The sequence below is a fragment of the Xanthomonas euvesicatoria genome (assembly GCF_013112235.1).
Lineage (GTDB): Bacteria > Pseudomonadota > Gammaproteobacteria > Xanthomonadales > Xanthomonadaceae > Xanthomonas > Xanthomonas euvesicatoria.
The window spans coordinates 2608653-2624324 of sequence record NZ_JABFFS010000001.1; the positions used below are offsets into that span (position 1 = coordinate 2608653).

11 protein-coding genes are annotated in these 15672 nt (G+C 65.5%); 7 read left to right on the plus strand and 4 right to left on the minus strand.

Annotated features, from left to right (window positions below; genetic code table 11):
• The first annotated feature begins 108 nt into the window (after window positions 1–108).
• Window positions 109–516 (plus strand): 50S ribosomal protein L19, encoded by a 408-nt coding sequence (gene rplS / locus HLH45_RS11270; RefSeq protein ID WP_003484215.1) that lies wholly within the window; start codon window positions 109–111, stop codon window positions 514–516.
• Window positions 517–784: 268 nt separating this feature from the next.
• On the opposite strand, the gene HLH45_RS11275 is transcribed toward rplS, so the two are convergent.
• The gene (locus HLH45_RS11275; RefSeq protein ID WP_008571123.1) at window positions 785–2278 is read right to left on the minus strand and encodes an MATE family efflux transporter; all 1494 of its coding nucleotides are present in this window, start codon (window positions 2276–2278) and stop codon (window positions 785–787) included.
• Window positions 2279–2658: 380 nt separating this feature from the next.
• On the opposite strand from HLH45_RS11275, the gene HLH45_RS11280 reads away from it, so the two are divergent.
• The 3 genes from HLH45_RS11280 (at window position 2659) to HLH45_RS11290 (ending at window position 4701) form a co-directional block, all read left to right on the plus strand.
• On the plus strand, window positions 2659–3354 hold the full coding sequence (locus HLH45_RS11280; RefSeq protein ID WP_008571124.1) for a helix-turn-helix transcriptional regulator: 696 nt from the start codon (window positions 2659–2661) through the stop codon (window positions 3352–3354).
• Between the two features lie 58 nt (window positions 3355–3412).
• Window positions 3413–4069, plus strand: coding sequence for a glutathione S-transferase family protein (locus HLH45_RS11285; RefSeq protein ID WP_008571125.1), 657 nt, complete (start codon window positions 3413–3415; stop codon window positions 4067–4069).
• 224 nt (window positions 4070–4293) lie between these two features.
• Window positions 4294–4701 carry an Hsp15 family ribosome-associated heat shock protein gene (locus HLH45_RS11290; protein ID WP_008571127.1) on the plus strand — a complete coding sequence of 136 codons (408 nt, stop codon included), beginning with the start codon at window positions 4294–4296 and terminating at the stop codon, window positions 4699–4701.
• A 123-nt stretch (window positions 4702–4824) separates the two neighbouring features.
• Here HLH45_RS11290 and katG read toward each other — a convergent pair whose 3' ends face one another.
• The 3 genes from katG to mutS all read right to left on the minus strand — a co-directional run bounded on the left by katG (window position 4825) and on the right by mutS (window position 11027).
• Window positions 4825–7071: a catalase/peroxidase HPI gene (katG, locus tag HLH45_RS11295; protein ID WP_008571129.1), complete on the minus strand. Its 2247-nt coding sequence runs from the start codon at window positions 7069–7071 to the stop codon at window positions 4825–4827.
• A gap of 432 nt (window positions 7072–7503) precedes the next feature.
• On the minus strand, window positions 7504–8118 hold the full coding sequence (locus HLH45_RS11300; RefSeq protein ID WP_008571130.1) for a DUF937 domain-containing protein: 615 nt from the start codon (window positions 8116–8118) through the stop codon (window positions 7504–7506).
• A gap of 287 nt (window positions 8119–8405) precedes the next feature.
• Window positions 8406–11027 (minus strand): DNA mismatch repair protein MutS, encoded by a 2622-nt coding sequence (gene mutS, locus HLH45_RS11305; RefSeq protein WP_033478393.1) that lies wholly within the window; start codon window positions 11025–11027, stop codon window positions 8406–8408.
• A gap of 1370 nt (window positions 11028–12397) precedes the next feature.
• On the opposite strand from mutS, the gene HLH45_RS11310 reads away from it, so the two are divergent.
• Genes HLH45_RS11310 through HLH45_RS11320 form a run of 3 tightly spaced genes read left to right on the plus strand, consistent with a single transcriptional unit; the run spans window position 12398 to window position 15538 of the window.
• On the plus strand, window positions 12398–12925 hold the full coding sequence (locus tag HLH45_RS11310; RefSeq protein ID WP_008571133.1) for a VOC family protein: 528 nt from the start codon (window positions 12398–12400) through the stop codon (window positions 12923–12925).
• Between the two features lie 49 nt (window positions 12926–12974).
• Window positions 12975–14096 carry a tryptophan 2,3-dioxygenase family protein gene (locus HLH45_RS11315; RefSeq protein WP_014089669.1) on the plus strand — a complete coding sequence of 374 codons (1122 nt, stop codon included), beginning with the start codon at window positions 12975–12977 and terminating at the stop codon, window positions 14094–14096.
• The gene (locus HLH45_RS11320; RefSeq protein WP_014089670.1) at window positions 14093–15538 is read left to right on the plus strand and encodes an FAD-dependent oxidoreductase; all 1446 of its coding nucleotides are present in this window, start codon (window positions 14093–14095) and stop codon (window positions 15536–15538) included. Before HLH45_RS11315 ends, HLH45_RS11320 begins: the two co-directional genes overlap by 4 nt.
• Window positions 15539–15672 lie beyond the last annotated feature (134 nt).

The window sequence follows — 15672 nt, forward strand, 5'->3', positions numbered from 1 at the left end:
ACAATATGCGGCTTGCTGGCCAGCCTTGCGTCTGGCCCTCCTACGAACCTCGAGCAATCGCCGTGCGGCGACTGCCGGTCCAATATCACCAGACACGCGGTGCCCACCATGAGCAAACTCAACAAGACCATCCTGGCTGACTTCGAAGCCGCCCAGATCCAGCGCAAGCTGCCGGAATTCAACCAGGGCGACACCGTTGTGGTGAACGTCAAGGTGAAGGAAGGCAACCGCGAGCGCGTGCAGGCCTATGAGGGCGTGGTGATCGGGACCAAGAATGCCGGCCTGAACTCCTCCTTCACCGTGCGCAAGATCTCGCACGGCTTCGGCGTCGAGCGCGTGTTCCAGACCCACAGCGCCATCATCGACTCGGTCGAAGTGAAGCGTCGCGGTAAGGTGCGCGCCGGTAAGCTGTACTACCTGCGTGGTCTGGAAGGCAAGGCTGCCCGCATCAAGGAAGATCTGGCCGCCGCTGCGCAGGCCAAGGCCGCTCGCCAGGCTGCTGCCAAGGCCGAGTGAGCCACATTGGCGGGCCTGTCCCGCCACTGCCAAACAGCCGCCTTCGGGCGGCTGTTTGCGTTTGTGGGAATGGTTTTTGGGAATGCCTGTCCGGTTGCGGCATCCACGCATGATGCACACTGGGCCTTGCGGGAATTCTTCAGCAACCCCGTGTTCTCGATCGCGGGTGGTCGAGATACGGAGGCTGGCTACCCCGATCCCATGACGGTTCCAAGCGCATGCGCCCGGGATGGCTACGGAGCCGGCGGTACGCCTGCGGCAAACGTAACTAACGCTGCGGTGTCCGCGGTACTTGCTGCCCGCCTGGTGCGTCGGTGAGCGGGGCCGGGTCGGCGACCGGTGAGGCCGGATGCGCGGGTACTTCCGCTGCAGCCGCAAGCTCCGACGGATGCGCGGGTGCGGTCAGCATGCGCGCCTTGCGCCAGCCGCCCCAGCGGTAATACGCCAGCGACAGCAGCATCGAACAGGCCGAACTGATCGGAAAGCTCCACCACACCGCATCGGCGCCCAGATGCGGCAGCAGCGCGTTGGCCAACGGCACGCGCACGCCCCACAGCGAAAACGCCAGGATCAACAACGGCGGAATCACCGCACCGGTGGCGCGTACCACGCCCGAGACCACGAAGCTGACACCGAACAGCAGGAACGACCAGATCGCGATGTGGTTGAGGTGTCGCGCAACCTCCAGCGTGGCGCTGCCTTCGGGCAGGAACAGGGCCAGGGTCCAGCGATCGAACAGGATCAGCAGCACGATCAGCAGGCCCGTCATCAGGAAATTGGCGGCGATGCCGGTACGTGCGACCGCATCCACGCGTGGCCACAGGCCGGCGCCCACATTCTGCGCGGCCATCGACGAACAAGCGGCGCCCACCGCCATGGCCGGCATCTGCACATAGTTCCATAGCTGCAATCCTGCGCCGAATGCCGCAGCGGTTTCGGTGCCGAAGCCATTGACCAGCGACAACATGGCGATCATCGACAGCGAGATCATCACCATCTGCAGGCCCATCGGCACGCCTTTGACGATCAACGCGCGCAGGATGGCTGGGTCGATGCGAAACAGGCGCAAGTCGCCCCGGCCCAGCCACAAGACATGGCGTTTGTTGCGCAGATACACCAGCAACCCGGCCAGTGCGACGACCTGCGCGATCAACGTGGCCCAGGCCGCACCGGCAATGCCCAATGCCGGAAACGGGCCGATGCCGAACAACAGCAGCGGGTTGAACACGATATCCAGCAGCACCGACAGCAACAGGAAACGGAACGGCGTGCGCGCATCGCCGGTGCCGCGCAAGGCCGCCGACAGGAAGGCGAACAGATACAGCGTGGGCATCGCCAGGAAGATCACCCGCAGATAGTCTTCGGCCAGCGTTTGCGAGGCGGCGGGCGTGCCCATGGCGGTCAGCAGATGCGGCGCCAGGTACCAGCCGAGCACGGCAATCACGGCCGACAGCCCGCCGAAGAAGCTTGCGCTGGTGCCCATCACTTTGCGCGCTTGGGCGATATCGCGTGCGCCCATCGCCTGGCCGATCAGGATGGTCGAGGCCATGCCGATGCCGAACACCGAGCCGATCAGGAAGAACATGATGCTGTTGGCATTGGCCGCCGCGGTCAGCGCTTCTTCGCCGAGATAGCGACCGATCCAGATCGCGTTGATCGAGCCGTTGAGCGACTGGGCGATGTTGCCGGCCATGATCGGCAGCGCGAACAACAGCAGGTTCTTGCCGATCGGGCCTTCGGTCAGGACAGCGGATTTGGGCATCGCAGTCGTATCGTCGCGCAGAAGGTGCGCACACTAGCATTGCCTAGGTGAGCCCGGATGCAGCGCACGTGCGGCGAGGCGGCGTGGGCGCGCCGCTCGTGGAGCACGCTGCGCGTTTTGTCTGGCGGCGACATGCAAGTTGCCGCAGGCTTGCGCCCGCATAGGCAACGCGGCAGGTGCAGCCTGGCGAGGATGGGGGAGTGCGCGTCGGCTGGGGCGCAGCCAGGTCGGACGTGTTCGACAGCTGGCCTGCTGATGCGCCGGCCGATCGCTGCATCGCGGTTGGATTCCTATTGGTGCGTCCGTTCGTCTAAGAACCGAATGCAGGATCGCTATGCTGCCCAAGGCAGCAAGGACGCAAAGCCCACTATGCTGTCGCGATGGTGATCCGTGCGACCCGTTTGCTGCATCTGCTCGACGCCCTGCGCGGACGGCGTCGGCCCGTGGCCGGTGCGCAGCTCGCCACTGCGCTGGGCGTCAGCCTGCGTACGCTGTATCGCGATATCGCCACCTTGCGCGCGCAGGGCGCCGACATCCTCGGCGATCCCGGCGTCGGCTATGTGTTGCGTCCAGGCTTCCTGCTGCCGGCACTGAATTTCACCGAGGACGAACTGGAGGCCTTGACCCTGGGCGCGCGCTGGGTGGCGCGCCAGGCCGATCCGGAACTGGCGCAGGCGGCGCAGCGTGCGGTAGCGCGCATCACCGCCACGCTGCCCGGCAATCTGCGCGCATCGATCGAGACCAGCGGGCTGCTGGTGCCTGCGGCCGATGCCGCGCAACCGCCCGCACCGTGGCTGCCGATCCTGCGTCGCGGCATCCGGCTCGAACACGTGCTGCGGATGGACTATGCCGATGCCGAAGGCGCTGCCTCGCAACGGCGGGTCTGGCCGTTCGCGATGGCCTTTCTTGGCGGCTACGGCATGGTCGCCGCGTGGTGCGAACTGCGCGGCGATTTCCGCCATTTCCGCGCCGACCGGGTGCTGGCCCTGGCCGACGATGGCGAACGCTATCCCTCGCGCCGGCATCTGCTGATCAAGCGCTGGCGCGCGGCGACCGGCTACGGAGCCGACTGCTGACAGCACCTGTCAGCAGGGCAGGACCAGACTGCAGGCTGTCCACCAGGAAAGTCTGCCCATGTCCACCGAGATCGTGCTCTACACCCACCCGTTGTCACGCGGCCGTGTCGCCCGCTGGATGCTGGAGGAGACCGGCCTGCCGTACCAGACGGTCATCCTCGACTACGGCACCACGATGAAGGCGCCGGACTATATGGCGATCAACCCGATGGGCAAGGTGCCGGCGCTGCGCCATGGCGAGACGGTCGTCACCGAAAACGCGGCGATCTGTGCCTACCTGGCCGACCTGGTGCCGGAGCGGCATCTGGCGCCGCCGCCGGGATCGCCGGCGCGCGCCGATTATTACCGCTGGCTGTTTTTCCTGGCCGGCCCAGTGGAGGCGCTGCTGACCGCGAAGGAAAGCGGCGTGCTGGCACCGGCACGCAGCGCCGGCTACGGCCACGAAGCGGACCTTCTGCAGACCCTGGAACAGGCCATCGCGGGCCGCGAATACCTGGCCGGCGCGTGCTTCAGCGCGGCCGACCTGTACATGGCGGCGGTGGTGGGTTTCTACACGCGTACCGGCATGCTGGAGCCGCGGCCTGCGTTTACTGCCTTCGCGCAACGGCATGCCGCCCGACCTGCGGCACTGCGTGCCAACGCTGCCGACGATGCGTTGATTGCGGCGCATCCGAACCCGGACATGCCGCGCACCGTGGACACGACGAACACCTAGCGGCGGCGACGGTCCGCTGGCGGTGCTGCCCTGCGGTGCGGACCAGGCCGCACCTGGTTCTGCCCGCTTGAGTTCCGCAGTCGTTGCCCAAACATCGGGTGTGGCGCACACCATCGTCGCCGAAGGCGCCGGCAAGCGAGCCGGCGTTTGCGCAAGATCGCAGCGCTTGCACGCATGCAAGGCGTGCTGCGCTAGCCAACGCACGACACGAGACCGCGAGACGAATGAATCTAGAGCTGGAACGGGCGATGACGGTCAGGCTGGATGTCTGGCTGTGGGCAGCGCGCTTTTTCAAGACGCGTAGCCTGGCCAAGAATGCAGTGGAGACCGGCAAGGTCGACGTGGCCGGTCAGCGTCCCAAGCCGTCGCGTGCGCTGCGCAGCGGCGAACGACTGCGTATCGACCGCGGCGGCGAAATCTTCGAGATCACCGTTGCCGCGCTCAGCGATGTGCGCGGCCAGGCCCCGGTCGCACAGGCGCTCTACATCGAAACCGACAGTTCGCGCGAGGCCCGCGCGCAATGGCGCCTGCAGCGCGCGGCCGAGCGCACCGGTTACCGTGCGCCCGAGGGTAAACCGGACAAGCGTGCGCGCCGCCTGATCACGGCATTGGGCGATATCGACGCGTTGTAGCGCGCTGTCGGCGCAGGCTGTCATGCAATCGACCCGCAAATGCAAACGCCCCGGCGATTCGGGGCGTTTGCATTAGGTGGAACACGCACCTGGGTGTTGGCAGGTGCGTGTGAGTGAGCACGCTTAGGCCAGATCGAAACGATCCAGCTGCATCACCTTGGTCCAGGCGGCAACGAAGTCGTGCACGAACTTTTCCTGCGCATCGGCGCTGGCGTAGACCTCGGCCACCGCACGCAGGATGGAGTTGGAGCCGAACACCAGGTCCACGCGCGTGCCGGTCCAGCGAAGTTCGCCGGTGCTGCGGTCGCGGCCTTCGTACTCGTCCTTCGCCTCCGAGGTGGCCTTCCACTCGGTGCGCATGTCGAGCAGGTTGGCGAAGAAGTCGTTGCTCAACACACCGGGACGGCTGGTGAACACACCATGCTTCGAGTCGCCGACATTGGCGCCCAGCACGCGCAGGCCGCCGACCAGCACGGTCAGCTCCGGCGCGGTGAGGGTGAGCAGCTGGGCCTTGTCGATCAGCAGCGCTTCGGCCGGCACTGCGTAGCGACGCTTGGCGAAGTTGCGGAAGCCATCGGCCACCGGTTCGAGCACGGCGAAGGATTCCACATCGGTCTGTTGCTGCGACGCATCGGTACGGCCGGGTGCGAACGGCACGGTGACCTGGTGGCCGGCGGCTTGCGCTGCATGTTCCACTGCGGCGTTACCGGCCAGCACGATCAGGTCGGCCAGCGAGATCTTCTTGCCACCCGATTGCGCAGCGTTGAAGTCGGCCTGGATGCGTTCCAGCGTTGCGAGCACCTTGGCCAGTTGCTCGGGCTGATTGGCCTGCCAATCCTTCTGCGGGGCCAGGCGGATGCGCGCACCGTTGGCGCCGCCACGCTTGTCCGAGCCGCGGAACGTGGAGGCCGACGCCCACGCAGTGGACACCAGGTGCGCCACGCTCAGGCCCGAGGCCAGAATGGTCTGCTTGAGCGCGGCGGCGTCCTGCGCATCGACCAGTGGGTGATCGACCGCCGGCACCGGGTCCTGCCACACCAACTCTTCAGCAGGCACGTCAGCGCCCAGGTAGCGCGAGCGCGGGCCCATGTCGCGGTGGGTGAGCTTGAACCAGGCGCGTGCGAAGGCATCGGCGAATTGTTCGGGATGCTGCTGGAAACGCCGCGAGATGGCTTCGTACGCCGGGTCGAAGCGCAGCGCCAGATCGGTGGTCAGCATCGTCGGGCGATGCTTCCTCGAGGCGTCGTGCGCGTCGGGAATGATGGCGTCGGCGTTCTTGGCCACCCACTGATGCGCGCCGGCCGGGCTCTTGCTCAGCTCCCACTCGAAACCGAACAGATGGTCGAAGTAATCGTTGCTCCACTGCGCCGGCGTGGTGGTCCAGGTGACTTCCAGGCCGCTGGTGATGGTGTCGGCGCCCTTGCCGCTTCCATAGCGGTTGTGCCAGCCCAAGCCCTGGCTTTCCAGCTCGCCGGCTTCGGGTTCGGCACCCACGTTGTCGGCCGGGCCGGCGCCGTGGGTCTTGCCGAAGGTGTGGCCGCCGGCGATCAGCGCCACGGTCTCTTCATCGTTCATGGCCATGCGCGCGAAGGTGTCGCGGATGTCGCGCGCGGAGGCGATCGGGTCGGGGTTGCCGTCCGGGCCTTCCGGATTGACGTAGATCAGGCCCATCTGCACGGCGGCCAGCGGGTTTTCCAGGTCGCGGGTATGCGGCACCTGGCTGTCGTCGTCCTTCACCAGCACCCCGTGCGCTTCGTCCACGCCCGGCGAACCGCGCGAGTAGCGGTCGTCGCCACCCAGCCACTTGGTTTCGCGACCCCAGTACAGGTCCTGATCCGGCTCCCAGGTGTCTTCGCGGCCACCGGCAAAACCGAAGGTCTTCAAGCCCATCGATTCCAGCGCGACGTTGCCGGTGAGAATCATCAGGTCGGCCCAGGAAATGGCCTGGCCGTACTTCTGCTTGATCGGCCACAGCAGGCGACGCGCCTTGTCCAGGCTGACGTTGTCCGGCCAGCTGTTGAGCGGGGCGAAGCGTTGCTGCCCACGTCCGCCACCGCCACGTCCATCGCCGATGCGATAGGTGCCGGCGCTATGCCAGGCCATGCGCACGAACAGCGGGCCGTAATGGCCGAAGTCGGCCGGCCACCAGTCCTGCGAATCGGTCATCAACGCATGCAGGTCCCGCTTGAGCGCCTGCAGGTCCAGGCGCTTGAATGCGTCGGCATAGTTGAACGACTGGCCCAGCGGGTTGGATTTGCTCGAATGCTGGCTGAGCAGATCCACGCGCAGCTGCTTGGGCCACCAATCGCGATTGGTGGTTCCGGTACCGACGACGGCGTGGTTGAACGGGCACTTTGCTTCGGTGGTCATGGCAATACCTGTGTGCGGGAGCACTTGGGGAGCTGCGTGCCGAAGGTTGCAGACACGTGCTGTTGGAGTCGAAGTGGCGGACGGGGCTTAAGGCTGGGTCATCGGGATTGCGGGAAGGTACGAGCGATACCGGTCTGACGTGGCCGCTGCGTTCGTCGATGCTAGCGCCTGCCTGGAAGGCCCGGAATAGGTCGACCGGGAGCGGACGGTGATCGCAAGGACACGCATCAGGCGGGCTCATCATGGCGGCGTTGCGCACACGATAAGGAGCATCGATCATTTGGTGAATTCGAATTATTCAACCATATCGATAGCGTGCCACTATGGATAGCACGCCGGTGCCCGACCGGCGTGCCGCACGCCCATTGCATGGGGGTTGCAGGCCGTCATCCGCATCTGCAACAGAGGCGGCCGCCCGGTTGGCCTGCCGGCTCAGCGTTTGCCGAACAGGCTGCCGCCCAGCTTCATGACGTCGCCCAGGCCCAGCTGCCCGTCGCCGTCCTGGTCCAGCACGCTGGTCAGTAACCGGCCGGCGCCGGGATGGCTGCGCACCTGCTGATGTTCCTGTGCCAGCGCAGGCCCGAGCTGGCTGCTGGCTGTGGCATCGCCGCCCAGAAAGCGCTTGGCCAGATATGCCATCACGATCGGGGCAAGCAACTGCAACAGCTGACTGGCCTTGCTGGTCTCCAGCCCGGTGGCCTGGCCCAGGCCGGCAGCGGCCTGCGGCGCCTTGTCGCCGAACAGATGGCCGACGATGCCGGCACCGTTGCCCTGCGCACCGGTGGCCGAGCCGCCCAACAACGAGCCGAGCAAGCTGCCCAGGTCCGGGCTGGCAGCATGGTCGCGTTGCAGTGCGCCCAGCAACGCGTCGGTGCCACCGGCCTGCTGGCTATTGCGGCCCAGCGCACCCATCAGCAACGGCAGCGCGGCCTGCACTGCCGACTGCGCCTGCTCAGGCGCAATGCCCAGGCGGCCGGCGAGTTGCTGCAGCTGCGGGCCCTGCAATTGCGCGGCAAGTTGATCGGTCAACGAAGCGGACATGGTCATCGGAAGGTTTCCTGTCTGGCGAAGCGTTGCGGCAGGGTGCGCCCGTCGCGCCGACAGATCAATCCGGCGGCAAGCACACGCCGCGCGTTACGCACGGCGCGATGCAGGACATCGCAATCACGCAACCATGCCTCGACGGCTTCCAAATTCTGCTAACAAACCTCCGCAAAACAGCATCAAGCCGATCACCAATTCCCGCATGGCAAAGCATCCGCACGCGCAGCAAACGTCAGCCATGCAGCCCCGCTCCTACGAATCCCAAATCCCGACTCCCCAATCCCGGCACCTCAAAGCAACGCCTTCAACCGATACAGCGCCTCCAGCGCCTGCTTGGGAGTGAGCTCATCCGGGTCCAGCGCCTGCAAGGCTTCCTGTGCAGCGGAGGAGGGTGCGGTGAACAGCCCGAACTGTTGTGGCGCATCCAGCGCGGTGGGCGCCATCTGCGCGCTGTGGCTTTCGCCGCCGCGTTGTTCCAGTTCCACCAGCCGGCGCCGCGCCTGCGTCACCGCCGCCTTGGGCAAGCCGGCCAGCGCGGCCACCTGCAGGCCGAAACTGCGATTGGCCGGGCCATCTTTCACTGCATGCATGAACACCAGGCGCTCGCCGTGTTCGACCGCATCCAGATGCACGTTGGCGATGCCGCTGGCGCCACCGGCATGCGATTCGTCGGCCAGCGCAGTGAGCTCGAAATAATGCGTGGCAAACAGCGTGTAGCAGCGGTTGGTCTGCGCCAGATGGCGCGCGACGGCATCGGCCAGTGCCAGGCCATCGTAGGTGGAGGTGCCGCGGCCGATCTCGTCCATCAGCACCAACGATTGCGGCGTGGCGTGATGCAGGATGTAGCTGGTTTCGGCCATTTCCACCATGAAGGTGGATTGCCCGCGCGCCAGGTCGTCGCCGGCGCCGATGCGGGTGAGGATGCGGTCGATCGGCCCGATCACCGCACGGCTGGCCGGCACATAGCTGCCGATATGCGCCAACAACACGATCAGCGCGTTCTGCCGCATGTAGGTCGATTTACCGCCCATGTTGGGGCCGGTGATCACCAGCATGCGGCGATCGCTGTGCAGGTCCAGATCGTTGGGCTCGAATGGTTGCTCGCGTACCGCCTCCACGACCGGGTGACGGCCGCGTTCGATGCGCAGGCACGGCGCATGATCGAGTTCCGGCTGCGACCAATCCAGCGCCTGCGCGCGTTCGGCAAAGCCGGCCAGGACATCCAGTTCGCTCAAGGCACCCGCGCAGCGCTTGAGACCTTCCAGCTCGGTGCCGAGTGCGTCGAGCAGACCTTCGTACAGCAGTTTTTCGCGCGATAGCGAACGCTCGCGCGCGGACAGCACCTTGTCTTCGAAACTCTTGAGTTCTTCGGTGATGTAGCGTTCGGCGTTGGTCAACGTCTGCCGGCGGCTGTAATGCAACGGGGCTTTCTCGGCCTGGCCCTTGCTGATCTCGATGTAGTAGCCGTGCACGCGGTTGTAGCCGACCTTGAGCGTGGCGATGCCGCTGCTGGCGCGCTCGCGTTGTTCCAGGTCGATCAGGAATTGATCGGCATTGGTGGACAGGCGGCGCAACTCATCCAGCTCGGCGTCGTAGCCGGTGGCGATCACGCCACCGTCGCTGAGCTTGAGCGGCGGCGTCTCGGCAACTGCGCTGATCAACAGATGCGCGGTGGCATCGTGCTCGCCGAGTTCGGCATGCAGCGTCTGCAGGCGCGGCGAATCCAACGGTGCCAGGATCGTGCGCACCTTCGGCAACAGCGCCAAGCCATCGCGCAAGGTGGAAAAATCGCGCGGCCGCGCCGAGCGCAAGGCCACGCGGGTGAGGATGCGTTCCAGATCGCCGAGCGCACGGAAGGCTTCGCGCAGATCGGCATCGGCACCTGCATCGATCAGCGTACCGACCGCATGGTGGCGCTGCACCAGTACATCGCGCAGGCGCAGCGGACGGTGCAGCCAGCGCCGGAGCAGCCGCCCACCCATCGGCGTGACGGTGCTGTCCAGCACGCCGAGCAAGGTGTTGCGCGTATCGCCGTCGACGCGCGTATCCAGCTCCAGATGCCGGCGCGTGGCCGCGTTCATCGAGATGGCCTCGCTGGCCACTTCCATCGCGATCGAGGTCAGATGTGGCAGGCGCTGTTTCTGGGTCTCTTCGACATAGCCCAGCAGCGCGCCGGCGGCGGCCGTGGCGCAGGGTTTGTCGTCGATGCCGAAGCCGGACAGATCGTGCAGTTTGAAGAACGCCAGCAGCTGTCGGCGCCCGCTGTCGGCATCGAATAACCACGGCGGCCGGCGCCGCACGCCGGTCCGTCCGCGCAGGAAGTCCGGCCAGTTGTCTTCGTCGGGCACCAATAGCTCGGCCGGTTCCAGGCGCGCGATTTCCGCTTCCAGCGCATCGGCGCTGTCCACTTCGTTGACCAAGAAGCGCCCGCCGGCCAGATCGGCCCAGGCCAGGCCGTAGCCGTGTTTGCTGCGCGAAATCGCCATCAACAGCGTGTCGCGGCGCTCGTCCAGCAGTGCCTCGTCGGTGACCGTGCCCGGCGTGACGATGCGCACCACCTTGCGCTCGACCAGCCCCTTGGCCAGCGCCGGATCGCCGATCTGCTCGCAGATCGCCACCGACTCGCCCAGTGCCACCAAGCGCGCCAGATAGCCTTCATACGCATGCACCGGCACCCCGGCCATGGGAATCGGCGCACCGCCGGAGCTACCGCGCTGGGTCAGGGTGATGTCGAGCAGCCGCGCGGCCTTGCGCGCGTCGTCGTAGAACAGCTCGTAGAAATCGCCCATGCGGAAGAACAGCAGCAGGTCGGGGTAATCCGATTTGGCTGCGAAGAATTGCTTCATCAGCGGCGTGTGCTCGGGAGTACACGTGCTGGGCTTGGAGGTGTCTTTGGCGTTGGAGCTTTGCAAGAAGGTCTTCCAGAATCGGGGCGAGTTGGCGCAAACACGATGGGGGGACACTGCGCGAGTGACGCTGCGATGGTGCCCGCCCTCTCGGCGCTGCGGCGGCCGTGGGGCCATCAGCCTGCGAGCCGTCAGTTTAGCCGAGTAGTGGCCAGATCCTGGACTCTCGTTGGCGGCCTGGCGCCCGCATCCCTGGGGCGCAAGGCGGTCTCGGTCGGTTCATCCGCGTGGCATTCAGAGCTTCTGCCTCCGGGCGCTGTACGGGCTTCCCTGTCGACGCGCCCCCGCGCTGCGAACATCGTTGGACGGCCCGTCGTTAAAGGAATGCGAGCCCGTCCTTGCTGCAGATCCGCTGGTGCGGACGCGATGACCAACCGTTGTCGCGACGCATGCAACTGCCGCCCGGCAGAAAAGGCGACGAGACCGCACGCGGAAGCTCCACGCCCGCGCGATGCGGCGCGTGCGAAGACAGGCGCAATGGCAATGCCCCGAGATGTGGGCGCCGGCGAAGGACTCGCTTGAGTGCCTTGACCCGACCGCCGCTGTGAACGGATACGGACGATGACGCAATCGCGTTCGACCTGACACGCTGCACGCGGCTGCATGTCATGGACAGGCACGGCCAGTGCGGCACGACGTCGGCGACATGGCTTATGCGCCCGGTTGCTGCCAACTGATCGGACGCCCCGCAAGCGTGCCGCTTCACCGACGCCAGCGTGCGGCCACGCCGCGGCCGATGGGTAGCTGGCGGGCTGGTTGCTATTGGGGGCCAAGGCGGTGACTTGCCAGGTCGCGATACCGATGCGTACACGCCCGCCACGTCGGTCAGGCAGCGGTGATGTCGCCGCTTGCGACGCCGTTTCGTAGCGTGCGTCTGGCTATTGCATGGAAAGACGGCGAAACCCTCGACGACTTCGTTAGTAGTAAACAGGCGTAACAGCTATCAGATCATCGTCGGAATGCGATTTGGTGACGCGCAGCGCTTGCTTCGCGATGGGAAAGGATTTTTGTAATGGCCTGTGTGATCGCGATCAATCGCGGATTGTGAAAAAACATGCTCCGTGCTGGATTCCGAAAAACTGGTTGCCTTTCCATGATTGAAATTCCGGGCGCAATTGTGCGGTTTCGATAATAAAAAACATCTGGCGTTTGTCGCGGCGTCACAAGACTCTTTTGCAGCAACTACGCATACCGGCGCGATCGATGGGCATAGATTTGCGCTCTGGGAATTGACTGATTTCTCAAAAGGCTTGTCGACCGAACGCGCGCGAGCTGCCGCTCTCCAATGCCATTGGTTCCAGGTTTTGCGTTCGGTAGCAGCGTGATGTACGGATGCCTGCATGCAGTGGTTCCATCCAATCAAGAGGCGCTAGTTCATGTTGAAAAAACTGCATCACGTCGGATACCGCTGCAGGGACGCCAGCGAGACCGTTGCGTTCTATACGCAGGTTATCGGCTTGAAGTTTGCCGCTGCCATGATCGATCACGTGCCATCGAGTGGGGCACGGCCGATCAACAACAATATTTTCTTCGAAATGGAAGACGGCAGTTACATCTGCTTCTTCGACATCCTGGGAAGCGACGATGCAATGGTGCCGGTTGCCGATGACTGGGCGCAGCATCTGGCGCTGGAGGTAAGCGATGAGACGCGTGCCGAACTGATCGCATCCAGGCTGCGCGCACACGGCACTCAGGTCGAGGGACCGGTGATCCATGACGTGGCCGGTGACGATACCCATGCCGAGCTCGCGCGTTCCTGGTACTTCCAGGATCCCAACGGACATCGACTGGAACTGCTGGTCAAGCCGGCCATTGCCCAGACCGGCATCTGGAGCGACTTGCATAAAAATGCCTACGCCAATCTTGCCAGGTGGGAGCGTTTGAAGAGGAGCGCCGCGGCATGAGCGCCCTGCATTCACTCAGCGGCCAGCAGGCACTTCCGAGCGCGCCGCGGTGCAAGTGACCGGAGCCGAGCGTGGCGCAATGAACTACTGGGACTACATCAAGGTGGAGCAACTATTGGCGCTGCAGGGCGGGCTGGGAGACGACGAAACGGCCGTCGGCAACGACGAGGCGCTGTTCATCGCAGTGCACCAGATCTACGAGTTGTGGTTCAAGCTCATCCTGCGTGAGCTCGGCTCGACACGCGACTTGCTGCAGGAACTGCAGCCGGACGACGAACGTATCGTCACCGCCGTTCGCTCGCTGGGCCGTGCAACGGCGGTGTTCGAGCAGGCCAATCTGCATTTCAAGCTGATGGAGACCATGACGGCGCGCGATTTTCTGGAGTTCCGCGGCCGTCTGGCGCCTGCCAGCGGCTTCCAGTCCGCTCAGCTGCGCGAGATCGAGGTGTTGCTGGGTCTGGAGGATTCCGACCGTCTTGCCACCGGGCAGGGCTACTCGTTCAAGGATGCCCTCAGGCTGCCCGATGGCGCCCTTTCGGCATCGGCGCGCCGTCTCGAAGCGCGGATCGCAGGTGGTCCCAGTCTCAAACAATGCCTGTACGCGTGGTTGGAACGTCTGCCGATCGCTGGATCGACCGATCCGGCGGTCGCCGAGCGGTTTGCGCAGCGCTATCTCGATGCCCTGCGTGCTGAAGGCCGCTGGCGCCTGAAGTTGGCGCAGGACAACGGGACGCCGCCGCAGGCCATCGATCAGCAACGCTCGCGATTGGCACTTGAAGACGCGCGTGCAGCGGCCTTCCTGCGTGCAGAGGAAGATCCGCCGGCACCGGCACACGTGCGTGCGCAACGCCGTGCGGTGCGCACGGCCATGATCTTCGTGGAAAGCTATCGCGAGCTGCCGCAGATGGCCTGGCCACGCGAGCTACTTGAAGGCGTGATCGCGCTGGAACAGGCCATGCTGATCTGGCGCCAGCGGCATGCGCGGATGGTGGAGCGCTTCATCGGTCACCGTGCAGGTACCGGTGGATCGCCCGGGGTCGCTTACCTGGACCAGACCGCGCTGCAGTATCGCGTGTTCTCCGACCTGTGGACCGTGCGTTCGCTGCTGTTGCGCAAGGACTGCCTACCGTCGCTGGATGCTGTCCGGCATGGCGAGGACGTCACCCAATGAGAGGCAAGCACATTGCAGTGCTGGGCGGCAGTATCGCGGGGTTGACGAGCGCGCTGGCGTTCGCGCGCAGTGGTGCCAGGGTGACATTGATCGAGCGGGACGCGGTTGATGCAGCGCTTCCTTCGGGTGCTGCCGGTGGTGGGTCGGTCGATCATGGGTGGCGCAAGGGGGTGCCGCATGCCAGACATACGCACGCGCTGGCCGCGCTCGGGCGGCGGACGCTACGAGAGCGTGCGCCGGACGTGTGGAGCGCATTGATCGCCGCAGGCGCCATCGAAATGCCCTTCGGTGCGCAGTTGCAGGGCCTTGCCGCCACACCGCGTTGCGACGATCCGGACCTGTTCGGGTTGTCGGTGCGTCGGGCCTTCGTCGAGACGGTGTTGCGGCCGATCGTGCTGGCCGAGCCAAACGTCACCGTGCTCGCGCAGACCGCGGTAAGCGGGCTGCTTGTTGGAGGGGAGGGGATTGCGATGGTGCACGGCGTGCAGACCGGCAACGGCGAGGTACGCGCGGATCTGACCATCGATGCGCTTGGCCGCGGGTCCGCGCTTTGCAAGTGGCTGCGCACGGCAGGTGCTGCACCCCCCTCGGAATCAGTTGAGAACTGCGGGCTTGCCTACTACACCCGCTGGTACCACCTGATCCGTCGGCCAACGGTTCGGCTTGACGCAGGGTTCTCCGCAGGCGGGTATGCCGCCACAAGCGGGTGCATCGTCTGTCCTGCGGACAATGGCTACGCGTCGATCACCCTGATGGTGCCGCAGGGCGACAAGGCGCTGCATGCGTTCGATGCGCCGGAGCTGTTCACCGCTGCGGCGCGGCAACACGTCGGCATCGCAGCGTGGCTGCAGCCTGGCGTCTGCGAGCCGGTATCGGACGTGCTGCGCTGGCCTGTCTGCGAGAACCGCTTCCGACACTTCATGGTCGATGGGCAGCCGGTGGTGCTGGGTGTGGTCGCCGTTGGCGATGCGTTGTGCACGACCAATCCCACTTATACCCGCGGCATGTCGTTGGCGATGCGTCATGCGTTCGCGCTTGCCGATCTAGTGCAGCAAGACGGCTTGGACGATCCGCATCGCTTCGCGGCGCAGGCCGATGCTCTCGTACAACAGTGGATTCGGCCATGGCACGACGACAGCGTCATGCAGGACCGTACGCGCAGCGCGCTGTGGGCCGGTACGCCATCCCCGCCGCCGCAGGGGCAGATCACGCTGCAGCACATCTCCGCCGCCGCGCGCCATGACGCAGTGGTCTGGCAGGCACTGGCGCGCCGGACAGGGATGCTGGACCCGCCCGATGCGATCTTTGCGCGGGCCGATGTGCTGGCGCGCGTGCGCGCATTGGGCGTGCAGCCCATGCCGCCATCGCAACCTGGCCGAGACGCACTGCTACAGCTCATCGACCGGCACCGCTCCGCCAACTGTGTCCACCCGCCTGCCTGATGACCGGGTCACCTGGAGTTCTTCATGCAACAAGCAACCTGGGGTCTGGACCGCAGTCCAAGCCCGTTTCGGAGCTACTTTGCGTTGGATCCCGACGTGCGCTGTCTCAATCACGGCATGTTGGGCGCCTGTCC